The organism is Sphingomonas sp. GW821-FHT10C01, assembly GCF_059415525.1.
The window spans coordinates 360,865-387,015 of sequence record NZ_JBWKNK010000003.1 but is presented as its reverse complement, the minus strand read 5'-3'; the positions used below and the strand labels follow the sequence as shown (position 1 = coordinate 387,015).

Annotated in this window: 12 protein-coding genes; 7 read left to right on the top strand and 5 right to left on the bottom strand. The window is 64.7% G+C overall.

Annotated elements, in window-relative coordinates:
- A partial coding sequence (locus tag AC07M1_RS15725) for a hypothetical protein (protein WP_495163564.1) occupies positions 1 to 8,304 on the top strand: 8,304 nt, incomplete at its 5' end.
- A 2-nt stretch (positions 8,305 to 8,306) separates the two neighbouring features.
- A complete protein-coding gene (locus AC07M1_RS15720) occupies positions 8,307 to 8,720 on the top strand; it encodes a DUF6896 domain-containing protein (RefSeq protein WP_495163563.1) in 414 nt (137 codons plus the stop codon).
- Between the two features lie 544 nt (positions 8,721 to 9,264).
- On the opposite strand, the gene AC07M1_RS15715 is transcribed toward AC07M1_RS15720, so the two are convergent.
- On the bottom strand, positions 9,265 to 10,281 hold the full coding sequence (locus AC07M1_RS15715; RefSeq protein WP_495163562.1) for an LLM class flavin-dependent oxidoreductase: 1,017 nt from the start codon (positions 10,279 to 10,281) through the stop codon (positions 9,265 to 9,267).
- Between the two features lie 506 nt (positions 10,282 to 10,787).
- The gene (locus AC07M1_RS15710) at positions 10,788 to 11,378 is read right to left on the bottom strand and encodes an aspartyl/asparaginyl beta-hydroxylase domain-containing protein (RefSeq protein ID WP_495163561.1); all 591 of its coding nucleotides are present in this window, start codon (positions 11,376 to 11,378) and stop codon (positions 10,788 to 10,790) included.
- Here AC07M1_RS15710 and AC07M1_RS15705 point away from each other — a divergent pair.
- Complete coding sequence (locus AC07M1_RS15705; RefSeq protein WP_495163560.1) at positions 11,265 to 12,596, top strand: sulfotransferase family protein; 1,332 nt, start codon at positions 11,265 to 11,267, stop codon at positions 12,594 to 12,596. The two genes, AC07M1_RS15710 and AC07M1_RS15705, sit on opposite strands and share 114 nt — an antisense overlap.
- A gap of 11 nt (positions 12,597 to 12,607) precedes the next feature.
- Here the strand turns inward: AC07M1_RS15705 and AC07M1_RS15700 are convergent, their stop codons facing one another.
- Positions 12,608 to 13,162, bottom strand: coding sequence for a GNAT family N-acetyltransferase (locus AC07M1_RS15700; protein ID WP_495163559.1), 555 nt, complete (start codon positions 13,160 to 13,162; stop codon positions 12,608 to 12,610).
- Between the two features lie 99 nt (positions 13,163 to 13,261).
- Here AC07M1_RS15700 and AC07M1_RS15695 point away from each other — a divergent pair, with 99 nt between their 5' ends.
- A complete protein-coding gene (locus AC07M1_RS15695; RefSeq protein ID WP_495163558.1) occupies positions 13,262 to 13,552 on the top strand; it encodes a DUF6916 family protein in 291 nt (96 codons plus the stop codon).
- A gap of 56 nt (positions 13,553 to 13,608) precedes the next feature.
- Here the strand turns inward: AC07M1_RS15695 and AC07M1_RS15690 are convergent, their stop codons facing one another.
- On the bottom strand, positions 13,609 to 14,232 hold the full coding sequence (locus AC07M1_RS15690) for a phage tail protein (RefSeq protein WP_495163557.1): 624 nt from the start codon (positions 14,230 to 14,232) through the stop codon (positions 13,609 to 13,611).
- Between the two features lie 461 nt (positions 14,233 to 14,693).
- On the opposite strand from AC07M1_RS15690, the gene AC07M1_RS15685 reads away from it, so the two are divergent.
- Positions 14,694 to 23,414 carry an Ig-like domain-containing protein gene (locus AC07M1_RS15685; RefSeq protein ID WP_495163556.1) on the top strand — a complete coding sequence of 2,907 codons (8,721 nt, stop codon included), beginning with the start codon at positions 14,694 to 14,696 and terminating at the stop codon, positions 23,412 to 23,414.
- Positions 23,415 to 23,649: 235 nt separating this feature from the next.
- Positions 23,650 to 24,387: a DUF4377 domain-containing protein gene (locus AC07M1_RS15680; protein ID WP_495163555.1), complete on the top strand. Its 738-nt coding sequence runs from the start codon at positions 23,650 to 23,652 to the stop codon at positions 24,385 to 24,387.
- Between the two features lie 54 nt (positions 24,388 to 24,441).
- On the opposite strand, the gene AC07M1_RS15675 is transcribed toward AC07M1_RS15680, so the two are convergent.
- The gene (locus AC07M1_RS15675; protein WP_495163554.1) at positions 24,442 to 24,873 is read right to left on the bottom strand and encodes a hypothetical protein; all 432 of its coding nucleotides are present in this window, start codon (positions 24,871 to 24,873) and stop codon (positions 24,442 to 24,444) included.
- Between the two features lie 127 nt (positions 24,874 to 25,000).
- Between AC07M1_RS15675 and AC07M1_RS15670 the strand changes: the two genes are divergently transcribed.
- The gene (locus AC07M1_RS15670) at positions 25,001 to 26,101 is read left to right on the top strand and encodes a phospholipase A (protein WP_495163553.1); all 1,101 of its coding nucleotides are present in this window, start codon (positions 25,001 to 25,003) and stop codon (positions 26,099 to 26,101) included.
- Positions 26,102 to 26,151: the final 50 nt, after the last annotated feature.

Below are 26,151 nucleotides of genomic sequence, written 5' to 3'. Positions count from 1 at the left end.
GCGGGCGACCTGCTCAGCGTCACCGAGAGCGGCGCCTATACCGTCGGCGGTACCGCCAGCAACGTCTATGACCTGAACGGACGGCTGCGTTCCACGACCGACGCCACCGGCGTCACCCGCTATTATCTCTACGACAAGACCGGGCGGAAAACCGCCGAGGTCAATGAATCCGGCGACCTGATCGAGTATCGCTACGATGCGCGCAACCGCCTCGTCGCGACCGCGCGCTTCGCGTATAGGGTCGATCCGGCCCACTTCACGGCGCTTGCCGCCCCCGGTTCGACGATCGACATCGCCGCGATCCGGCCTGACGGACACGCCACCGACATCTGGACCTGGCACATCTATGATGCCGAAGGCCGGGTACTGCAGGCGATCGACGGCGATGGCTCGGTCACCAGCTACGAGTATGACGCCTCGGGCCAGCTGATCCGAACGACCGGCTATTACAACAAGCTGACCGCCGCCCAGATCGCGGCGTTCAAGGTCGCCGCGCCCGCCAGCGTCATACTGCCCGCGGCCGACGCCCGGGACGCCATCGCGCGCGTCTTCTACGACAAGGACGGCCGCAGCATCGGCGCGCTCGATGGTGCGGGCTATCTGACCCGCATCGCTTACGATCGGGCAGGCCGCAAGGTGAAGGAGGTCGCCTATGCCAAGGCGACCGATCCGGCACTGCGTGCGAGCGGCACGCATCAGCAGCTGACCGACAGCACCAACCCGAACCCCAACCCCGCCAACCGTCAGATGAACTATGTCTATGACGGTCAGGGCTTTCTGCGGTACCAGATCGACGGGCTCGGCCAGGTCACTGAATATGGCTATGAATCCGATGTCGCCTGGGGCTCGATCGGGCTGGTGCGCAAGGTCACGACCTATGCGACCGCGATCAGCTTCCCTTCGGGTCTGACCTTCGCGGCGGTCAAGGCGGCGATTGCGTCGTCCGGAGCCGCCAGTAATGCGGCCAACCGCACGAGCTGGGCGGTCTATGATACCGCTGGCCGCGTCGCCTATGCCATCGATGCCGGCGGCGCGGTCACCGGCTTCAGCTACGACACCAGCGGTCGGGTAACGAAGAAGGTTGCGTACGCCAATTTGCGCGCGACCACTTCGCTGCCGACCCAGGCGGACATGAACGGCTGGGTGGCCGCCAATTCCGCCGCGACCGATCGCATCAGCCGCAACTATTATAATGCGCGCGGCGAACTGCGGGCCGTCGTCGATCCCGAAGGCTATGTCACCCAAAACGACTATGACGCCGAAGGCCGGGTGCTCGCAACCTATCGCTACGACGCCGCCGTACCGGACAGCTGGACGTTTGGTGACGCGGTCACGCCTGGCGGCTTCACAGTCGACTATTTCGGCTATGATGTCGTTGGCCGGCTTAGCGAGCAATATGACGGCGTCGGCAACCGGAAAGCCTATGTCTACCATGCGAGTGGCAAGCTAGCCCATGTCTATACCGGCCACGGCACGCCGGATCAGAGCCTGACCATTTACGAATATGATGCGGCCGGGCGTGAGCAGTATCGCTATGAGGCCTATGGCACGCCCGAGCAGACGCTGACGGGGTTCGCCTATGATGGCCTCGGCAATCTCGTCTCGACCACCGATCCGCTCAATCGGACCACGACCTACACCCACGACAGTCTCGGACGCGTCCTGACGCAGACCGACGCCGCGTCGGGCACGACCAGCTACCAGTATGACGCGTTCGGCAATGTCGTGCGCAGCACCGACCAGCGCGGCAACGCGACCTATAACTATTACGATGTCTACGGCCGCGTAATCGCCTCGCGCGACGCTGAAAACTATCTGACCGAAACCAGCTACACCGCGTTCGGCGAGATCGAGACCGTCACCCGGCGCGGAGCGGCGACCAGCGATCCGGTCTCGATCGACGTGCGCCCGACCTCGGCGCCTCATGCAGCCGACGCCACCACCCGCTTCGCCTACGACAAGCTCGGGCGCGTCACCAGCACCACCGATGCCGAGGAGAAGACCGAATATCGCTGGTACGACGCGTTCGGCAACCTCAGCCAGATCCAGAACAAGCTCGGCGGGATCATCCAGTACAGCTATGACCGGCGCGGTCTTCAGCGCTGGCAGACAACCTATGCGCCGGTTTATGACAGCTTGGGCAATCAGGTGGCCGCCTACTCCTATAATGTTCGTTTCTATGATTCACGCGGCAACCTCACTCATCTGGTCGAGGCATGGGGGCAGCCCGAACAGCGCGATACCCTCTTCGCCTATGACAAGGCGGACCGGCTGATCTCGAAGACGGGCGGTGATGTCAAAGTCGGCTTGTCGGGGGTCATGAATACCCCGGTCGAGACCTATGCCTATGACAAGCGCGGGAACCTGATCCAGACCAAGGATGCGACGAATGGTCGCCCGCTCTTCTACTATTACTATGACGATCTCGATCGCAAGGTCGCGCAGATCGATGCGACCGGCGCGGTGGTGCAGTATATCTACGATGCCGCCGGCAACCTCAAACAGACCCGCGCCTTCGACACGCTGGTCACGCTGCCGGCGACGCCGGGTGGCACCGCCCCCCTGCCCGGCGGCACCGCGCGCGATACCTTCTACAACTACGACAACCTCAATCGCCTGACGTCGAGCTACAAGGATGCGGGACGGACCGGCTATTGGAACGGATCGGTGTTCGTCACCCAGACCGGCCCTGCCTTCACCTATTACGAGTATGACGCCGCCGGGAACGTCATCAAGACCACCGACCCCAACGGCGCCACAACCTTCTCCTATTACGACAAGCTTGGCCGCAAGACGCACGAGGTCGATCGCGAGAACTTCCTGACCAAGTGGCAATATGACGCCGAGGGCAACGCCCTGACCGAGCGGCGCTATGCGAAGCGCTGGGATTCTCCGGTCACACCCGATGCCCCGCCACCGGTCGAGACTCTTCTGACCGACCGCGTCACCAGTTTCACCTACGACAGGCTCGGCCGCCGCCTCACCGAAAAGCGTATCGATGTCGAGACCTGGTCGATCGATCCGCTCAACGGCCAGCTCACGCCGCGGGCTGGTACGGTCCGTGACGCCAGCGGTACCGCGCGTGATGCCGAGATAATCTACACCTACAACGCGCTCGGCCAAGTTTGGACCAAGACCGAGGCCAATGGCGACACCACCACCTACGAGTATGACACGGCGGGACGGCTGACCAAGGAAACGCGCCCGAAGTACGATAATTACGCGGGCGGCGAGGCTATTCCGGAGCTACGCTATTTCTACAACGGGCTCGATCAGCTCACGGCCACGCGCCAGACCGGCAACGGCAGCACGGTCAGCGATCGTATTACCGGCAACATCTACGAAGACGGACGCCTCACCTCCACCACCGATGCCGACGCGCGCACGCGCAACTATCACTATGATTCCGCCGGCCGCCTCGTCGCGGAGAGCTATGCGCGGATGCTCTCGGCCGGCTATTCGGTCACCGAAGCGATCTTCTACGTCCATGACGCTGCTGGCCGCGTTATCGCGCAGACCTTCGCACGCTTAGACGGCAGCAGCTGGGTTCATACCGACACTAACGGCCAAGCCTATGCGGCGACGCGGATGCGCTACAACGCGCATGGCGAACTGGTCGAGCGCGGCACCACCGCGGGCCACACCACGGCCGCGGTCTATCAGGAATATTTCGACTATGACGCGTCGGGCCGCATGTGGCGGACCAATGCCGGCGACGGCGTCCTCAAGTTCCAGGTCTACGACAAGGCCGGCCGCCAGACGCTGACCCTGACGTCGGCGGGCGCCGACCTGTCGGCCCTGACCGAGGCCAATTACACCGCGTCGATCACAAGCACCGGCGACACCAACACGGCGAACGCGGTCACCACTGTCACCGCCTATGACAAGCGCGGCATGGTGACCCACACCCGCGCGCCCGATCGCCAGCTCAACGCCACCACGACCGCCGATGTCACCGCCACGCGCGAGTACAACGCGTTCGGCGAGGTCACCAAGGAGATCGACACCTACGGCGCGATCACCACCTTTGCCTACAACAACATGGGTCGCCTGCTGACCAAGGTGTCGCCGCAGGTCAGCGTCACCAGCGAAAACGGCACGGTCTCGACGGTCAACCCGACCGAGCACTACCGCTACGACATTTCGGGCCGCCTGATTGGCGCTGTCGACGCCAACGGCAACCTTACCCGACGGGTACTGCTAGCAGGCACCGGCCACGGCGGGGCCGAAGCGCTGGCGGTCAAGGAAATCCGTGCCGATGGCAGCGTGTTCCAGACCCTCTACGACCGGTTCGGCGACGCCCGCATCCTGCGCAACGAACTCGGGCAGGACGAACACTACGAATACGATCGCATGGGCCGGGTTACCTCGGTCCTGCGCCGCGGTGGACTGCTGACCGAGGAGTATCGCTACGACGGCCTCGGCCAGCGCATCCAGCAGTGGAATTCGCTCCAGGGCGTCGGTGCCAGGACCTACACCGACTATGACGCGCAGGGTCGGGTCATTTCTTCGGTCGTGATCGGCGGCGAGACCACCACCACCAGCTATGCCTGGACCTTCGACAGCCTTGGCAAGCTCGTCGGCTCGACCCAGACCACCAGCACCAACGCCGACCGCGTATCCGGCACCGACCTTATCCACGCCGCGATCCAGCGCACTGACCTGCTCGGTCGCGTGACCGGCCGCGTCAACAAGGGTGGTATCGCCTACAGCTATACCTTCGATCTCGCCGGCCGGATGCTTACCGAGCAGTTCGTCTTGGAAACACTGCCCTACAAAACCTACAGCTACTACAATACCGGTCAGATTCGTCAGGTCTTTACCGGCGATGTGGAGGTGGCCAACACCGATTGGTCGAACAAGATCGCGAGCTACGAATATGATGCGCTCGGCCGGTTGACCCGCGAGATGCTAGTGAGTTCCAGCGCCACCTATCGGGCAGAGCAAACGATCTGGGTCCGGGGCCCCGGCACCTCGCCAGATACGCCCGACGGCGAGGGCTATGGCTGGTACGAGACTATACCCGAAGCCTACAATGTCGACAGGCAGACGTTGCAGGATGGCCGCGCCGACTATGACGCGGCGGGCCGCATCACCCGCTACCGCGATGTTCCGGGACCAAATCAGGGAAGCGTCGACTTTGTCGATAAGAAATGGACTTACGACGCGGTCGGCAATGTGCGCTCCATCGCGACCGACTATCGTGAGATGGCGGCCAGCGGTGCGATTTCGGTCAACGCGACCCCGCAGAGCTACTGGTACCGCTACGACAGCATGAACCGGCTCGTCACGACCAAGGGCACGTTCACCGGTGCGGCAGGGTCGGGGTACATCTCGCGCGGCGCAGTCGGTACCGACATCACCTATAATGTCGCCGGGCAGCGGGCGACCGCGCAGACCGGCTGGAACGCGCAAGAGGACTATGCCTACAACGCCGCCGGACAGCTGACGACGGTCATGAACGGCAGCGTGCTCCGTGCGGTCACCACCTATGACGCGCTCAACCGGGTCATTGGTTATTCGGAGCATGACGTCTGGGGTACCGCCATGCACAGCCGCCACAGCATCGACTATGACCTGCGGGGTCAGGTGCTGTCGGAAAAGACCTCGACCCGGCAGGGCAGCGACACGGTCCAGACCCATACGGTCAATCACTTCAGCGCCGACGGCACGGGCCCGAACCAGCCCGTCATCACCCATTCGGGCCAGACCGGCAGCTCGACCGGCAGCGTGCTCTACTTCAGCCGGACCAAGAACTGGATGAACGGCGGCTTTTCGCCCGTCTATGGCAGTTCGGCGGACAATGCCTTTGTCGACAGCGAAACGCGGCAAACCTATTTCTGGGCCGACGCGGCGATGCAGAAGGGCATCACCCTCACCAATCGCCATGGCAGCAGTTCGTCGACCTATGATTATGACCGCTACGGAATGCTGACCGGTGTAAGCGTCAGCGGCGATCCCAGCGGCACGGCGCGCGCGTACTATATCGGATACACCAACAATCTGCAGGGCCAGATCATCCGCCGCAGCGAGTTCGACTGGAACTTCAACCAGAATGATCCGCAGACCCGCACCTACATGTTCGGCGGGCGGCAGATGGGCGTCATCAGCAACGATGGCACCAGCAATGTCGACTACAACACCGCGATCGCTCAGCGCACCGCGGCGCCCGGCAACGGGCCGTTCCGCGGCGGCGCGACGTCCGGATCGGCCTATGCCGATTTCGACTCCAATTTCACCGCGTTCAACGGCGGCACCATCAGCGATGGCGCCTCCAGCTATCTCACAACCGGGGGCGAGACGCTGCAGTCGATCGCTGCCCAAGTGTGGGGAGACTCCACGCTCTGGTACAAACTGGCCGAAGCCAATCCCGGCCTCGGCTCAAGCGCGCTCGCCGCGGGCACCCCGATCCGCATCCCGGGCGGCGTAGTCGGCAACCACCATAACGCCGATACCTTCAAGCCCTATGATCCAGCCGAGGCGATCGGCAACACCTCGCCCAACACCCCCAAGCCGCCCAAGCGGGACGGCTGCGGCATGGTGGGGCAGATCATCATGATGGCGGTGGCGATCGCGATCACTGCGGTGATCAAGGTTCCGGTCGCCAAGTTCTTCGGGTCTCTGCTGGCCGGCGGCGGCGCGGCGGCGGCGGGTAGTGCCGCTGCGGTGGCGGGCGGAATCATCGGCGGCGGAGTGACAGCCGCGGCGGCCAGCGCTGGCAGCCAGCTGTTCGGGATGGCGACGGGTATCCAGCAGGGCGGGTTCAACTGGAACGCCGTCGGCATCGCCGCGCTCAGCGCGTTCATGCCGACGGTATCGGTGGACAACATCGCGGGCAGCCAGTTCCTAGGCAAGATCGCCGGTGGCGCGATCACCAGCGCGATTTCACAAGGCGTCGGGCGGTTGACCGGGCTTCAGAAGAAGTTCGACTGGGCGGCGGTGGCGACCGCCGGTCTCAGTCAGGCCGTGCCGGGCGCGGTCGGCGGCATGTTCAAGTCACCGGCGCTCGCGCAAGTGGCGGCCGTCACCGCCAATTCGATCTCCACCGCCGCCGCGCGCAGCCTCATCGACGGTACCAGCTTCGGCGACAACCTCGTCGCCACGCTGCCGGACATGGTGCTGACGCTGGGGAGCCTGGTGGTGAGCGAGGTCAAGGCTTCGCGCGGGCGGGGCGGCTCCCGCGCATCTGAAACAGGGACCCAAGCGGCTACAGTTGGAGCAACCGCTTTGCCAGACGAAGCGGGATCGCGGATAGATTACAGCGGCTTGCTTGAGTTCAGTGCTGAAGCAAAACAGGCCATTGCGAAGATGAAATTCGCCGCAATGGACACGGACGGAGATGGGAAGCTTTCTGCTGTTGAGCAGTTTGTGGGGGCCGTAGCGGAAAAGGAACGCGTTAGGACCGGACTCCGTGACGCGTACGTTGAGGCCGGCGGAGGTGCGAAGGCGGCGCCATCCGGCCTTGGATCAGATGGGCTCAGGCCGCTCAGTGTCGAAGTAGCCAACTATGCTCTCGATATGCGAACATTGGACAGCTGGGTCGCGTCATACAATCAAGACTATAAACCGGGCGTTCATAGTGTTGACGGACTGAAAGAATTCAACTCAGCCATCGATCACAACAGGAAGTTGATACGCCAGTGGGATGGAATTGCCGATAAAGCAGTCAATGATTTGTTCTGGGAGCTAGGGAAATCACAATACACGTTGTTCACAATGACAGGTGCAGGAGGAATCGTCGATATCGGCGTCCGAGCATATAATGGCAATCTAACCTGGTCAGATAGCCTCTCACTGATACCTGTTTTTGGTAGGCTGGGTCGGCTTGGTTCAACCGGGGGGAACATTGTCGATCTTGGATTGGACTCAAGCCGCTATTCAACCAAAGCTCCTCTATTGGAAGGCTTCGAGTCCACGCCGGGAACCATACGCGCATTTTCCGCAGAAAATGCAGTGCCTAGAATCATCGGCGGTGTTGATGCCAAGACGCTAATTCGCTCGCATTCAATTGAGGGCAGCGCTTCCAGTCGATCGGTCAATCGGATCGCTGATAGTATGCGAGCAGATGGCTATGTAGGCGCACCTATTGATATCATCATGCACGACGGAAGAATGATCATTGTGGATGGTCACCATAGAACCGCCGCTGCTATGCGAACGAATACAGGAGTCGATGTCCGCGTCTTGTCGCCTGCAGCCATTCCGGGGCATCCAAGCGCTTGGCAGTCGGCCGATGACATTATTAGAGCATCTGAAACTGCTGGTCCAAATAGGCTCACCCCGCCGGGAAAATATAGGAGATAGTCATGGAAAAGCTCATCGCTGACTACATGGGTTCCGTGACTGAATGCTTGGATATGTTCGAGCGAAAAATCGGTCGCAGAGACATCTTAAAAGCCGCAGCCGAGGGCGTGATCGCTCGTTCAGGTGAACTCTCAGCGGGCGTTCAATACAAAATGCATGGGGTGGGATGTCTGGTCGAATATCCCGACCATGATGTCGATTTTGATTTTGCTACGCCCGAGGGCGTTGTCGGGTTCGATGCTTGGCGACTATGGTCGTATGCCGAGCAGCATCCGGAAAAGTACCCGGAATACCAAGAGCGCGCCGCCGTCGAGGCAGCGCTGGCGGAGTGCTTGTCGGAGGGGGCCGTTAGCCCCTTTGAAAACAACGAACGGCTGCTTCGGTGGGTTGAAAGCGCGAGGGCGAGGGCAAGATAAAGGAAATGGCTCCCCGTATGGGGTAGGCCATTGTCTGCACATCGTAATTTAGAGACTGGTAGCACTGGGGTAGAGACTCCGGTGCCGGTGAGCGGCAAGTAGTTGAGCCGCCAAGCCAATCTTCCCCTTCCTGTTGGAGACATGGCCGCGCGTGGTGCGGGCTAGGTCGCTCCGCTCCCGCCGGGCCTTGCGGCCCGGCCAAAGCGGTCAGCGCGTGTGCGCTGGCGTTGGGCCTCGGTCAGCGGGGTGGGCGGTCGCGGCCCTCTAGCCCACCCCCGAGGCACGGGGGCAGGCAGCGAGAAGAGGCGGCTACAAGCTTTCATCCGCGATGGCGGCAGTTCGGTCAGGAGAATTTCGTTCTGCCGGTGATGTGAGACAAAGCTGACAAGCTAGCGTTCAATTACCAACCGTTAGCGGATAACCGATCGCAGCTTGAATGAACGGCCGCTTTCGGGATCGCCTACATCGCGGCTAAACGGCCGAACTTAGGGCGCGTAGCTGACAATGCGATGATTGGGATGAGAGCGGGGGTGCTGATCTTGGTTCAGCGCCAGCCCAATGCCGGCGCTACATGCGTCAAAATGCTCTCGAGTATGTGCGCATTGTAATCGACACCGAGCTGATTTGGGACGGTCAGGAGCAAGGTATCGGCCTCGGCAATCGCTTCATCAGCGCGCAGTTGTTCGATCAGCTTGTCCGGCTCGGCGGCATAGGAGCGGCCGAACACAGCGCGCATATTGTCGATCACGCCAATCTGATCTTTATCATCGCCTCGCCCGAAATAGCCGCGGTCCTCGTCGTTGGTGAGCGCGAAGATTGAGCGTGAGACAGATACCTGCGGTTCATGGGCGTGACCTGCCGCTTGCCACGCGGCGCGGTAGGTTCGGATTTGCTTCGCCTGCTGGACGTGAAAGGGTTCCCCGCTCTCGTCCGCCTTCAACGTAGAGCTTTGTAAATTCATGCCCTGCTGGGCCGCCCATATTGCCGTCGCATCCGATGCGGAGCCCCACCAGATACGTTCGCGCAATCCTGCCGAGTGTGGCTCAAGCCGAAGTAGCCCCGGCGGATTGGGGAACATGGGACGCGGATTGGGTTGGGCAAAACCTTCCCCCTTGAGCAGGTCGAGGAACACTTTGGCATGGCGACGGCCCATGTCCGCGTCGCTCTCCCCGGCGGCTGGCGCATAGCCGAAATGCCGCCAGCCCTCGATCACCTGCTCTGGAGATCCCCGGCTGATGCCGAGCTGAAGGCGCCCGCCGCTGATCAGATCTGCGGCACCGGCATCCTCGGCCATGTAGAATGGGTTTTCGTAGCGCATATCGATCACGCCCGTGCCGATCTCGATGCGCTTGGTCTTGGCTCCCACGGCGGCAAGCAGCGGGAACGGTGAGGCCAGCTGCCGGGCAAAATGATGTACCCGGAAATAGGCTCCGTCGGCGCCCAGCTCCTCCGCTGCGACCGCAAGGTCGATCGATTGCAGCAGCACATCGCTAGCCGAGCGCGTCGCCGAGTGGGGCGCGGCAGACCAATGGCCAAAGGACAGAAAGCCGATCTTCTTCATGACATCACCTGATTCTGACAGTCTCGCGAACTGGCGACGCGCAATGTCCATCGCAAGGACAGGATCGGAACCTCTGAATTTCCGTTGGTGAATGCCGCGATGGTCATCGCAGGACCGCTGGTCCATCCGAGGGTGGCGACAGGGCGGAGCAGCTGTCACGCGCTCGCCGTCCTTCGAGCTAGCTGATTACGTGCGGATACAAGTCGTGCGCGAAGGATGCCTCTGGACAGGAGAATCGGGTCGGTTCAAACTGTTTTCGTCCGGTGGATTTGAGGCCAGTACGGATGCGTGTGGTAAGAAATGTGGGAAGATTTCTGCTTGGTCGGGACGAATTGAGCGATCTCAATTGCTTGATTTGATGCGTAAAAATCCCTCCGTCTCCGCCAGGGCATGATGCCCCCATTCACCGCAAAGCTCGCCCGCCCCGCTTTTCCACGGCTTCGCGTGAAGCCGAAAGGCGCGAACCAAGCCTGCGTTCTATGCGCAGGCGCCCGCAAACGCCGTCGCTAGGCGGACGGATGCTCTGAAAGCTGCCGTTCCAGCCAGGGGTTCATCTTCGCGTCGATCACTAGGTGAACCCGCTCATTCTCGCCGAGATTGTCGACGCGGTGCGGATCGGACAGTCTGAGATACCAGACCTCGCCCGGAAGCATCGGCGTCGAGCTATGGTTAACGTAGAAGCGGACTTCGGGGTTGGTCAGGATCGGGATGTGCAGGCGCACGCTGCCGTCTTCGGCGCAAAGGCCGGGATCGCTATGCTCCAGGATCGAGGCGCCGGGGCCAAGCCGCATCAATCGGACACTGTTGAGCGGGCAATCGAACGCGGACAGGACTTCGCGGAAATAGGGTGTCTGGCGAAGGGGCGGCGCATCGACATAGTCTATTCCGGGGTTAGCGGTGATCATCAGGATCGGATGCTCGGCCCCGCGCGCGGCGCGTAGCGGGATCGCGCTCCATTCACCCTCATAGTTCTGCTTGACGAAATGCGGCGTCCACCCTTTGCTCTCAAGCAGTTCCAGATCCGCGGCAAGCCTGACCGGATCGAAGGTGAGCGGCAGGCGTACCCGGTCGGGGAATGTTTTTGGGCTACTGCTCATCAAGTCCATCGTCGTTCGGTGATACGGCGGCGCGCGCGTCGGATGATCATGCATGCGGAGAACGGGGTGACAAGCGGCTTCGACATCTTTCAGCGGGCGATTCTCGCCGACGATTCGCTGCAGGCGGAGCTTGATGACACAATCTGCGCCGACGCCTTTGCCTTGCGGGCGCAAGAGGTTGCGCGAAGGCTGGGGCTGGACCTCGATGATGAGACGATTCGGCCCCGGTCGCGCAGAGCTGTGGCTGCGGCGAGCGGTGCCTGGGCGCCGCCAGGTTGGCTTCCGGTCGCGCTGATGGAACATGCCGGACACGTCGCGATCGACTGGGCCCGCTTCGGCGACGCGCCCATCGACCGGAGCTTCTATGCCGATGCCATCGCGACCGCGACGTTCCGGCCCTTCAACCGGGTGCTGCGGCACGCGACGACGCTCGACGCGTTCGTCGCGGCCGCGTCGGCACAGCCTGCCACCTCGCTGGGCGGGCTGGTCTTTCACATGTCGCGTTGCGGTTCGACTCTGGTCGGGCAGATGCTGGGCGCGCTCGACGCGACGATATCGCTTTCCGAGCCGGGGCCGCTCGACGCCGTGGTGCGCTTCGCCCTGGCCCGGCCCGATATCCCGCAAGACCGGCATGTGGCGCTGATGCGGGCAATGGTCGCCGCCCTGACCAGACCAGGAAAAGGCGAGCAGCGTTCCTTCATCAAGCTCGACAGCTGGCATATATTGGCGCTGCCGTTGTTCCGCTCGGCGTTTCCCGATGTCCCCTGGATCTATCTGTTCCGCGATCCGGCGGAGGTACTGGTGTCGCAGCTGCGGATGCGCGGCTATCAGACCGTGCCGGGTCTGGTGCCTGATGGACTCTATGGACCGGCCGACGGAATCCCGGTCGCGGCTGAAGAGCAGTGCGCGGTCATTTTCGCGCGTTATCACGGCGCCGCGCTCGCCGCGTTGCGAAGCGGAGATGGAATGGCGGTCGATTATGCGGCGCTGCCTGAAGCGTTCGAACAGCGGATCGCGCCGCATTTCGGCTTGGACCTGACCAGCGCGGAACGAGCCCGGGCGGCGGCGCGCGCATCGCGCGATGCGAAGTTCCCGGACTCGCGGTTCGAACCCGATGGCAAGGAAAAGCGCAGTGAGGCCGGTGCCGCGATCGGCGATGCGGTGGCCCGGTATCTGGCTGGGCCGGATGCGGAGCTGCGTGCGCTTTCGATACGATAGATGTGCGCCGGCTACGGCTCGCGGGGGCGCCAAAGCATCGGAATATGCAATCCGTCCCGGCTCTCGCCCTCGATAAACCCCATGCGCGCGTAGAGCGCGTGAGCGCGCGGATTGTTGATCGCAACATGCAGCGCGATCCCGCTGGCTCGGGCATCGGCGGCATGTGCCTGGGCCCAGCGGACAAGGGTGGTGCCGATGCCCCGGCCGCGCGCATCGGTCGCCAGCAATATGTCGACCAGGCGCCATTCCCGGGCCGAGCGATCGAGATAGAAGCGACCGAGAGGCCCCGAATCGGGATCGCAGACGATCCAGAAATCGGCGCGCCGGAAATGGCGGACCAAGTGGCTGTGCTGCAGCCGGAACTGGTCGTCGAGAAAGGCCTGCTTCTCCGACGGACTCCACGGCACGAACAGCATCTCGGCGTTGCGGAAGCTCGCGTACAGGCGGGCGAGCAGGGGGAGATCCTCGCTCGTCGCCGGGCGCAGCATAATCGCGTGCGCTGCGAGTCGCGCGTCATCGGGCGGGATGGATCGCGTACGCGGAAATGGGGGTGGCTTCATCGTCATCGTCATCCCCGTCTCAAATGCGGGCGATCACTTCACAACCGGGTTGTCACCGGGCAATCCACGGCGGTAGCGTACCGCATACGGGTGGGGAGGAATGCCATGTATCTGATGAAGCCGGAAGATTTCGAGCCGTGGGTGGGCCGCAAGGTCCGCGTCAACACCATCCCGCAGCCGGTGGAGATCACGCTCGAACGTATCGAACGCGGCAAATATCTGGCGGGTATCGGCTTTCGCGAGCCCTTCTCGCTGTTCTTTGATTCGCCCCAGCATGTCTATCTGCTCGACGAAACCTATGAGTTCGATTGCGGCAAGGGTGGGCCGCACAACATCATGATCACACAGCTTCAGCCCTCGGCGGACCGGCGTCACTATCAGGCGGTGTTCAACTGACTTCGTCGTGATCGCAAAGGGCCGGGCGCGCTGTCGCGATGCCCGGCCCTTCAGGATCAGTTGCGCGAAGGGAAGACGCCTTCGGTGGCGATGATGGTGGTGATGCCCAGATAGGGCTGCTGGATGCTGAACGGCAGCGAACTGCCAGTCGCGCCGATGGTGACGGTGCCGCCAGGAGCACCGGTCACGCTGCAGCCCCCCATATTCACGGCGGTGCCAGCCGACGACGCCGGTGCATAGATCAGCGGCGTGCCGCTCACTTCCGGATCGGCGGTGTTGGCAAGGAAACTGCCTGCGGCTGGCGTGTCGGACAGCTGTGCTTGCGGGATGCCACTCTTTGCCTGAACCTGAGCGCCCAGCGTGCCCACGGCGCCGGCGAACACCGCGGCGTGGTTGTGCGCCGGCATGTTGGCGATCGTCAGGGAGGTATTCTGTGTGCCGGCGACTTCGCCCAGCACCACCGGCGCCAGCGCGGGTCCGGTGCCGGTGCCGGTCAGTACGCGGCCGCGCGCATCCGGAAGGCCGAAGGTCGACTGGCCGTTGCCGCCAAAATTGGTGCCAAGCAACGAGAACAGCGCCGTGTTCTGTTGAATCGCAACCAACTGGCCCGCGCACATCGCCCAGCCGCGCGGCGCGAAACTAAAGCCGACCTGCATGATCTGGCCAACAAAAGGTTCCATCTTACCCTCCTCCCAAGTGATTCATGTGCGGACGATGATATCGATACGATATCGTCACCCTACTATTATAGAAACACGCAAAACCCACAAATGAGCGGAGTTGAGGTTCGCAGGCTCGCCGACGATCTTGTTAGCGGTCCCTGGAGTGGAAGGTTTCCTGTCCGTTTACCTCTGTGGTTCCGCCATGAACAACGCCAATCATGGAATCTGGTTCGGAATTTCGAAGCACATGCGCAGGCACGTTCCTCGAATTTAGCGCATCAATACAGCATGCTTCGCGATACGCAACGAGTCGTTTCGCTTGCGTTTGTGCAATAATAGCATATTCTCTGCTTGAATACTGGGGGGAATCTGCTGTGGCCGTTGGATTCGCGGGCGCTTTCGCTGCGCTATGTCAACTTGGGGCATCTCGCGCCAAGCCGGCGGTTTCATCAAAGCGGCGAGGTGGCGCGCCCGCGATCATGCGCCATGCCTTGCTGGCGATGGGCCTCACCGCGCTCGCGCCGGTGGCCGCGCAGGCCTCGACCGGTTGTACCGCGATCAACGCCGGCGTGCTCAATCACCAGGTGGTCTATGTGAGCGGCGCCCCCGCCTCCGGGACGACCGCGGCGGCGAGCTATGCAGCCAGTACCTATCACATGTCCCGCTCGTCGGTGGCTTGGACTGACCCGTTCGATCCGGCGATGAACTATGTCCCCAGCAACGCCACTTTCTACACCTTCGACGCCGGCGACCAGATCGTCGTCACCGGCAACTTCACTACGACCGCGGGACTGCAATTGCGGCTGCGGCTGCGGATCGGCTCGGGGACCGGCTCAGCCACCAACCCCGCGTCTGCGGCACTCCTGACGACGACGTCAGGTACTCTGACGAGCGCTGCCTACACCCTCCCGGCAGGCACCACTGCTGTCGGTCTGACGACCGGTCGCGACGCGGGCACGAACGGCACCATTGTCGCGAGCGTGACCTGCACGCCCGCAGTGAGCCCGCCGACGCTCAACAGCTTCACCTTCGGCAGCACCGTCGCCTACAATCCGGGCGGCGCTTCGGCGACCAGCATCGATGTCGCGACCGGCGGCAGCGCGACCAATGCGCCCACGGGTTATACGGTGTCCAACGCCTCGGGCGGCGCCTATGCGACAAGCGCGGCCACCAGCGGTGGCGGTACGGTCTCGATCAGCAGCTCCGGGGTTGCATCCTATACGCCACGCGTCGGCTATCGTGGCAACGACACCTTCTTTGCCAAAGCCAGCAACAGCGCGGGGGATTCGAATCCACCGGCGACCGTAACGGTATCTGTCGGCAATCCGACCATCACAGCGGCGATCAGCGGCTCCGGCGCCAGGGTCGCGGCTGCACTATCAGGCTATGCCGTGACACCGGCGGGCGGCAACGCGCCCTATAGTTGCGTGCTCAACGGCGGGTCGGCCGCGCTGCCCAGCGGCGTCACGCTAGGGGCCAATTGCGCCCTGACCGGCACGCCGACCACGTCCGGCACCTACAGCTTCAACGTCGATATCACCGATTCGTCGGTGACCGGCGCCAATGGTGGCACCGCGCAGCCCTTTACGCTCACCAATGTGGCGCTGACCGGCTTCGTCATCGCGCAGGAAGTGCCGACGGTTACGTCGATCTCGCCCACCGCTGGCCCGACCGGCGGCGGCACCACGGTGACGATCACCGGTAGCGGCTTCTCAATAGCGAACCCGACCGGGGCGGTGAAGTTCGGCGCGACGAACGCGACTTACACGATCAACAGCAACACGCAGATCACGGCGACCGCCCCCGCTGGTAGCGCCGGTACGGTCGACATTACCGTCACCACGCCCGGCGGTACCAGCGCGACCAGCGCAGCGGATCAGTTCACCTATATCACGGCGCCGACGGTCACGTCGATTTCGCCGACCAACGGCCCGACCGGGGGCGGGATCACGGTCGTCATCACCGGCACCGGCTTCGCGGCGGCGCCCGGTACGGGTGCGGTGAAGTTCGGCGCGGCGAACGCGACCTACACCATCAACAGCAACACCCAGATCACGGCGACGGCGCCCGCGAATTCCGCGGGTACGTACGACATCCGGGTGACTACGCCCGGAGGTACCAGCGCCACCAGCGCCGCGGACCAGTTCACCTATGTGGCGGCGCCGACGGTCACGTCGGTCTCGCCGACCGCCGGCCCGACCAGCGGCGGTACGACGGTGACCATCACCGGTAGCGGCTTCGGGGCGGCGCCCGGAACAGGCGCGGTGAAGTTCGGCGCGACGAACGCGACCTATACGATCAACAGCAACAGCCAGATCACCGCGACCGCGCCAGCGAGCGCGGCCGGCACCTATGACATTACGGTCACCACGCCCGGCGGCACCAGCGCGACCAGCGCGTCCGATCAATACACCTATGTGGCCGCGCCGGTCGCCAGTTCGTTCACGGCGTCGGCGGTGGCCTATAATGCGGCCAGCGTGAACTTCAGCGTCGCCGGCCACGCGACCAACAGCCCGACCAACTTCGCGGTCGGTTCGGCCACGACGGCGCAGGGCGGATCGGTTTCGGTCGATTCCGCCGGGCTGGTGACCTACACCGCGCCCACCGGATTCCGCGGAAACGACAGCTTCACCTTCACCGCGACCAATCTGGGCGGCACCTCGGCCCCGGCGACGACCACGGTTCCCGTGAGCAATCCGACGCTGTCGTCCTCGCTCACCGGCGGAAGTGGTACACGCGGCCAGGCTCTGTCCGGGGTACAGATCAACACCACCGGCGGACGGGCGCCCTATAGCTGCGGCACCGTGCCCGCATCGGGTTCGCTGCCTGCGGGAACGGCGCTCAACGCCGATTGCACCATCACCGGAACTCCCGCCGCGAGCGGCACGTTCAATTTCACCGCGACCGTCACCGACAGCTCGCTCGGTACCGGCCCGTTCACTCAGGCGACCGGCACGCTCTCGCTGACCATCGCCGCGCCGACGATCACCCTGTCGCCCGCTTCCGGTGCGCTCCCGGGTGCGACGGTCGGCACCGGCTATTCGCAGAGCTTCACGGCAAACGGCGGTACGGCCACCTACAGCTATGCGCCGACTCTGGGCACGCTGCCCACCGGCCTGACCCTGTCGGGCGGCACGCTGTCGGGCACGCCGACCGCCACCGGCACCTTCAACTTCGATATCACGGCGACCGACAGCTCGACCGCGGGTAGCGGCGGCCCGTACACTAGGGTTCAGTCGTACAGCATCACCGTGGCCCAGGGCGCCCAGACGATCACCTTCGGCACGCTGTCCGACGCCTCGCTCTCGGCGTCGCCGCTGACCCTCTCGGCAACGGCCTCGTCGACCCTGACGGTCGGGTTCGCTTCGACCACCACGAGTATCTGCACCGTTTCGGGCACCACGCTCACCCTGTTGCAGATCGGCACCTGCTCGATCACCGCCAGCCAGGCCGGTGACGGCAACTGGAGCGCCGCGCCTGACGTCGTCCGGAGCTTCACCGTGACTCCGGCGAACCTGACGATCAACGCAGCCGCCGCTTCGGGCCTCCAGGTCGGTGCCGGCTATAGCCAGGCCAACACCGCCGCGGGCGGCCTCGCGCCCTATACCTATACGCTCAACGCCGGCGCGTTTGTGCCGGGCACGACGCTCAGCAGCTCGACCGGTGTCGTTTCGGGCACACCGACCATCGCCGGCACCTTCTCCTATATCGTCCGGGTGAGCGACTCGCAGGGGCCGCCCCGCACGGCGGACACGGGAGTCACCACGGTTACGATCGCCAAGGGCAACCAGGCGATCAGCTTCACCTCGACTGCGCCGGCCGCGTCGGTGGGTGGCGCTGCGTACAACGTGACCGCCACGGCTTCTTCCGGCCTGACGCCCGTGCTCACGATCGACGCAGGTTCGGCCGCGATCTGCACACTCTCGGGGGGCTCGGTTACCTTCCAATCGACCGGCACCTGTCTCATCAACGCCAACCAGGCGGGCGACTCCAACTGGAACGCTGCCGCGCAGGTCCAGCAGAGCGTCACCGTCGGCGCAGCGAGCGCCATCACCACCTCGGTCAGCTTCTCGACCACGTCGCTGGGTGTCGGCCAGACCGGCACCGCGACGATCACCTTCACCAATCCCAATGCTTCGGCCTCGCCCAGCATCGCGCCGCTGTTCAGCGGTTCGGCGCTGGTCAGCCGCGGTACGCTGGGCGGCAGCTGCGGCGCCAGCGGCTCGGATAGCGGCGCGAACTTCCAGTTCAACGGTTTCAGCATTCCTTCGGGCAGCTGCACCGTCACGATCGGCTATACCGGCACCACGGCGGGTTCGACCGCCGGGTTCTCGCTCGGCGCCTTCACCCCGAGCGGCTACCCGACGACGACGTCGGCGCCGAGTGGGAGCTTCGCCGTCGTCCCGACGGTGACCGGCGTCGCACCGCCTTCGGGCCCGGTCAGCCAGGTCGTGACCGTCAGCGGCACGGGCTTCAGCACGACGCCGGGCAACAACACGGTGACCTTCGGTTCGGCGGGCAACGGCACGGTAACCGCGGCGAGCGCGACCTCGCTCACCGTCACCGCGCCGGCTGCAGGCTCGGGCGGGAAGGCCGTGACGGTCACCGTCAACGGGCAGACCAGCACAACCTCGGCAACCTTCACCTTCATCGACAAGCCGATCGCGGCGAACAAGCCGGGCGTGGCGGTGCCCTATAACAGCACCGGCACGGCGATCGATCTTTCGGCCTCGATCACCGGCGGCCCGCACAGCAGTATCGCGATCGGCACTGCAGCTTCGCATGGCACGACCAGCATTGCGGGCGACGTGGTGACCTATACGCCGACGGCCGGCTATTTCGGTACGGACAGCTTCACCTATACCGCGACCGGCCCTGGCGGCACGTCGAACATCGCGACGGTGAGCCTGACGGTGGCAACGCCGACAGCACCAACGGCCGCCGACACGAGCGCCGCGATCCCCTATAACAGCACGGGTACCGCGATCGATCTCGCGCCGTCGATTGGCGGGGTCTATTCGAGCGTCGCGATCGGCACGGCACCGACGCACGGTACGGTGAGCATTGCTGGTACGGTGGTCACCTACACGCCGACCACCAACTATTTCGGTGCGGATAGCTTCACTTACACCGCGACCGGCCCCGGTGGCACTTCGACGCCCGCAACCGTGACCCTGACCGTGGCGAATCCGCCAGCACCAGTTGCGGCCAACCGCAGCGGCGTGGCGGTGCCCTATGCGAGCACGGGTACGGCGATCGACCTGACCAGCTCGATCACGGGGGTTCACACCAGCATCGCGGTGGCGAGCGCACCTGCGAATGGTACGGTAACGGTTGCCGGCAATGTCGTGACCTACACGCCGAGCGCGACCTACTTCGGCGCGGACAGCTTCACCTACACGGCCACCGGTCCGGGCGGCACATCGTCGCCCGCGACGGTGAGCCTGACCGTGGCAACGCCCGGGGCGCCGACCGTGGCTAACCTTAGCGGTGTCGCGGTGCCTTATGCGAGCAGCGGCACGGCGATCGACCTGACCAGCTCGATCACGGGGGTTCACACCAGCATCGCGGTGGCGAGCGCACCCGCGCATGGTACGGTGACGGTGAGCGGCAATGTCGTGACCTACACGCCGAGCGCGACCTACTTCGGTGCGGACAGTTTCACCTACACGGCCACCGGTCCGGGCGGCACATCGTCGCCCGCGACGGTGAGCCTGACTGTCGCGACACCGGCCGCGCCGGTTGCGGCCAATCGCAGCGGAGTCGCAATCCCCTATGCGAGCACGGGTACGGCGATCGACCTGACCAGCTCGATCACGGGCGTTCACACCAGCATCGCGGTGGCGACTGCCCCAGCGCACGGCACGGTGACGGTGAGCGGCAATGTCGTGACCTATACGCCGAGCGCGACCTACTTCGGTGCGGACAGTTTCACCTACACGGCCACCGGTCCTGGCGGCACCTCGGCGCCCGCGACGGTGAGCCTGACCGTGGCGACGCCCGCCGCGCCGGTGGCGGCCAACCTTAGCGGTGTTGCGGTGCCTTATGCGGGAACGGGCACGGCGATCGACCTGACCAGCTCGATCACGGGCGTTCACACCAGCATCGCGGTGGCGAGCGCACCCGCGCATGGTACGGTGACGGTGAGCGGCAATGTCGTGACCTATACGCCGAGCGCGACCTACTTCGGTGCGGATAGCTTCACCTACACGGCCACCGGTCCGGGCGGCACCTCGGCGCCCGCAACCGTGACTCTGACCGTGGCAACGCCGGCCGCGCCGGTCGTGGCCAACCGCAGCGGCGTGGCGGTGCCCTATGCGGGCAGCGGCACGGCGATCGATCTGACCAGCTCGATCAGCGGTGTCCACACCAGCATCGCGGTGGCGAGCGCACCCGCGCACGGCACGGTGACGGTGAGCGGCAATGTCGTGACCTACACGCCGAATGCGACCTACTTCGGCGCGGATAGCTTCACCTATACGGCAACCGGCCCTGGCGGCACCTCGGCGCCCGCGACGGTGAGCTTGACCGTGGCGACGCCGCCGGCGCCGGTCGCGGCCAACCTTAGCGGTGTCGCGGTGCCCTATGCGGGCAGCGGCACGGCGATTGACCTGACCAGCTCGATCAGCGGCGTCCACACCAGCATCGCGGTGGCGACTGCCCCTGCGCACGGCACGGTGACGGTTGCCGGCAATGTCGTGACCTACACGCCGAGCGCGACCTACTTCGGCGCGGACAGCTTCACCTACACGGCCACCGGCCCGGGCGGCACGTCCGCACCTGCGACGGTGAGCCTGACGGTGGCGGTGCCGCCGGCACCGACGGTTGCCGATCGTAGCGGCGTGGCGGTGCCCTATGCGGGCAGCGGCACGCCGATCGACCTCACCAGCTCGATCACGGGCGTTCACACCAGCATCGCGGTGGCGAGCGCACCGGCGCATGGCTCGGTGGCGGTGAGCGGCAATGTGGTGACCTACACGCCGAGCGCGACCTACTTCGGCGCGGACAGCTTTACCTACACGGCAACCGGTCCTGGCGGCACGTCGTCGCCCGCGACGGTGAGCTTGACGGTGGCCAATCCGCCGGCACCGGTCGCGGCGAACCGTAGTGGCGTCACCGTGGGCTACAACAGCTCTGGCACGGCGATCGATCTGACCAGCTCGATCAGCGGCGTCCACAACAGCATCGCCATCACCACCATGCCCGCACACGGCACGGCAACGGTGAGCGGAAACGTGGTCACCTATGTCCCGACCGCGGGCTATTATGGCACGGACAGCTTCGCTTACACGGCGACCGGTCCGGGCGGCACCTCGTCGCCCGCGACGGTGAGCTTGACGGTGGCCAATCCGCCGGCACCAGTGGCGGCGCCGGGTACGGGCAGCGTTTCCGGCAACACGACGGGTACGAACAACAGCGTCGCCATCGACCTGTCGGCACTGGTCACCGGTGTTTACGGTTCCATCCAGGTCGCAACCCAGCCGGCGCACGGGACCGTGACGCTGAGCGCGGGAGCGCCCTACATCGCCACCTACAAGCCGGCGCTGAACTATGCCGGCGCTGACAGCTTCACCTTCGTCGCTGTCGGCCCGGGCGGCACCTCGACGCCGGGAACCGTGACGGTCACGGTTGTCGGTCAGGTGCCGGTGGCGACGCCGAAGACGGCGAAGACGGGCGATGGACAGATCGTTTCGGTGATGTTGACCGACGGTGCGGATCGCGGTCCGTTCACCGGCGCGACTGTCGTCAGCGTGACGCCTGCGAACTCGGCGACCACAGCGATCGTCGCGGTCGGTGCCGGCGCCTACCGCCTCGATGTGACCCCGAACAACCGGTTCGGCGGCACGATCGTGGTCACCTACACGCTCAACAACGTGTTCGGCACCTCGGCACCGTCGACGGTGACGCTCACCGTCGAGGCGCGCCCAGATCCACGGACCGATCCGGTCGTGGGCGCGATCAGCGACGCTCAGGCGGAAACGGCGCGCCGCTTCGCCCGTGCGCAGGTGTCCAACTTCATGCGCCGCGCCGAGCAGCTCCACGGCGATAGCGGTGGGGCCGGTACGGGGATGGGGATCACCCTCAACTCGCGCGACGGCTCCGGGATGATCGACCGGTTCGACGATTCGACTTGGGGATTGTTGATCACCGATCGCATGCGCCGGTCGAGCGAGGATCCGGCAATCGGCCGGGTGGCAAACGACCTGCGCTCGCCGCTCTCGCGGGCGGATGCGCTCGGTGACGGCCGGATGCTCGCCACCGCTGGCGGTGTGACGGGTGGAGCCGGGCTGGGAATCGGGGGGGGCAATGCGAACGCCGCCGCTGAACCGGGATCGGGATCGGTCGACGAGGACGGCAAGCGCCGGATCGGCTCGCTCGCCCTCTGGGCAGGCGGCGCGATCGAGATCGGCACGCGCAATGAGACCACCGACCGCAGCAAGATCAGCGCGACCACGGCTGGCCTCAGCGGCGGCGCGGACATCAAGCTGGCGGATGGGATCATCGTCGGCGTGGGTGGTGGCTATGGCAACGACCTGAGCCGGATCGGCACCGCGGCGCAGGTCCGCGGGACCAGCTCGCTCTATGCCGCCTATGCCAGCATTCTGCCGGTCGATGGCATCTTCGTAGATGGCATGGTCGGCCGCGGCCAGCTCGACTTCTCGACCCGACGCTTCGTCGGGGCGGTGAATTCGGAAGCGCGCGGAAGCCGCGACGGCAGCTACACCGTCGCCGCGCTCTCGCTCGGCGTCGATCAGAGCAACGGTCCGCTGCAATGGTCGCTCTATGGTCGCGGCGAGTATCTCGATGCGGATCTCGACGCCTATGCCGAGACCGGTGCGGGACGCTATAATCTGCGCTTCGACGAGCGTGAGGTGCGCTCGGTGATCGGAACAATCGGCGGTCGTATCCAGTATCGCCAGAAGGTGGGCTTCGGGTCGATCACGCCGCGCCTGCGGGCTGAATGGAACCATGAGTTCGCCGATATCGATCCGCAGTTGATGGACTATGCCGACATCCCCGGTGCGGCATTCTACTCGCTGTCGGGCAATGGCTGGTCGCGCGAGCAGTTCCAGTTGAGCCTGGGTACCCGCGTCGAACACCTGCTGAGCGGCTGGGCGCTCGACTTCGAGACCGGGTGGCGTGGCGGTCAGGGCAGCCGGGCTGGAACGCTTCAGCTGCGCGCGTCGCGACGGTTCTAAGGGGCATCGGGACCGGAGATCAGACAGGCCTGACTGTCTGGTTTCCGGCCCCTTTCCTTGCCCTGATCGGGATGTCATCGAATTATTTTGCACCGCAGCAATGCGCTTACATGGTTGATTCGATTGGTATAAATCGAAACCAACATGCTTCCTGTCGCTCCGGCAACAAGCGGGACAGGCCTAATTCAGGGGGGAGTGCCCAGATGCGCCCTCCATCTGAAACAGGAGCTTAGTAATGAATTTCCCCCGCCATGCCGGCGCCGTTTCGATCGCCATGGCAGCGATGTTGGCAGCCAGTGGAGCCCATGCCGCCCCTTCGTCCACGAAGGGCGCGCCCGCGCTTTCGGCGCAGCATTGGGACCTGGTCGAGTGGAGCGGTCGCAACCTGCCCGCGGGCAAGCCGTTGCGCCTCGACTTCGATGCCAAGACCGGTCGCTTCTCGAGTAGCACCGGCTGCAACCGCACCGGCGGGGCCTTCAAGGCCAAGGGCGGCAAGATCCGTTTCGGCGACAAGAAGGGCGGTTTCGCCAGCACCTTGATGGCCTGTCCGCAGCCGGCGATGGCGACCGAGCGCGCCTATGTCGACCGGCTGGGTGCCGTCACCCGCTACCAGATCAATGGCGACCAGCTGGTCCTGCGTACCGCCAAGGGCGAGACGCTGACCTATCAGGCCGCGCACAAGCCCGCCGCCGATGCGCCGCGCAAGTTCATCTATGTCTCGGCCGAGACCAAGCCGTGCACGGGCGTCGCGCCGATGACCTGCCTGCAGGTGCGCGAGAAGGAAAGCGATCCCTGGCAGCTCCACTATTTCGGGATCACCGACTTCGACCCGCAGCCGGGCATCGAATATCGCCTACGCATCATCGAGGAGAAGGTGAAGAACCCGCCCGCGGACGCATCGTCGATCCGCTGGACGCTCGATCAGGTGATCGAGCAGCGCGTGGTGGTCGAACAACGCGCGATCAAGCGGTAATTCGTTGCGGGCCGGGGCATCGCGAAGGCGCCCCGGCCCCTAACCCGCAGCCGCCTAGAGGCTGGCGACCACGCCCTCGCGTTCATTGTCCCAGATCATGCTGATGATCTTCCAGCCGTCCGCGCTCTTGTAGAGCTGGATCGAGTTGATCCCGCGCCGGTCGAGATCGGAGGCGTCGGGTGAGCGGCGCGCCTCATAGATGCTCCAGACATGGGCGATGTTGCCGAAGATGTTGATCCGGCGCGCGGTCTCGACCTCGTAAAAGGCATTTTCCATGAAATAGGGCGTGGTGTCGGCGGCATAGGCGTCGCGGCCCATGATCCTGATCGCCGGCTGCCCGTCCGCCTCGATCCAGGTCCGCATCTGGCGGCTCTCGTCATGAAAGATCTCGCGCTGGCGGGCCCAGTCGCGCGGGCCCGCGGGGCCCGAGATAATGGCGTAGATCTCGTCTAGAACCTTCACGATCGCGGCTTCGTCTGCGGTCATACCTTCTCCCATTATTTGTTGTGCGAGCCACCCTGGCGCACGGTATGACCCGCTTATGGGCGCGTCGATAGCCCGCGCGCGCCAATCGACTCGCAATCGTCATCGCTTGCTGGCATCCGGGGCACCGATGCGCTCACTGCTTCTCGTCCCGCTCGCTTTGACCGCCGCGCCCGCGCTGGCCCAGGTCCGTGCCGTGCCCACCCAGCCCGCGACCGAGCGCGACGCGCTGCGCGGGGTCGAGGTGATCCTGCTCAACGAAGGCGCGGCACCGGTGCCTGCCGAAGGGCCGCGCCAGATCGAGGTGACCGCGGCCGACGGCACGCGGATGACGCTCGAGCGGCTGCCGGCCGCTTCCGCGATGATTGCGCCCGGCGGTTTCGCCAAGGCGCGCTATGTCCCGATCGCCTATGCCGCGCGTCCGGCGCCAACCACGGTCGGCGAGCTGCCGCCGGGTGTCGGCAGCGCCTACCCGGCGGACGCGCGCGCGACGGCGGCAAATTCCGACACGGATGGTGAGACCGAGGTGCGGCGTTCGGCGGGAACCGCGTCGGGTTTCCTCGGGCGCTTCACGCCCCACGAACCGATCTATGGCGCGTTCGGACCCGGAGATTCGGGAACGAAGCTCCAGTTCAGCTTCGCCTTCCAGCCGTTTCGAAACGACAGCGCGCTGAGCGGGTTCAAATTCGCCTATACCCAGACGATGTTCTGGCGGCTCGATCTGCCCTCCGGGCCGTTCGAGCACACCACCTACTCGCCCGAGGTCTTCTACGAGAAGGCGATCGACGACACCGCGATGTTCGGGATCGGCTGGCGCCATGATTCGAACGGTGAGGGGCCGGCGACCTCGATCGATTCGAACCGCATTTTCGCCCGCTTCACCAAGGCGTTCGATCTTGGCGGCGACTGGCGCGCCGAGGTGACGCCGCAGGCCTGGATCTATGTCGGCAAGCAGGGGGTGGCGCCCGATCTCAACCGCTATTGGGGCAATGCGTCGCTGGGCCTGACGCTGGTCAAGCCGGACAGCTTGAAGCTAAGCCTCAATGTGCGCGGCAATCCCGACAGCGGGCGCGGCGCGGCCGAGCTGTTCGCTTCCTATCCGCTCGCCGATCTGGGCGGCGGGTTCGGCATCTATCTATTCGGGCAGGGCTTTACTGGCTTCGGCGAGGCGCTCGATGCCTATCGCCGCCGCGATACCCATGGCCGGATCGGGATTTCGCTGACGCGCTGATCTTGGCGTGGACCCGCGGGAGGCGCATAAGCGCCGCAAATGAGGAGAGA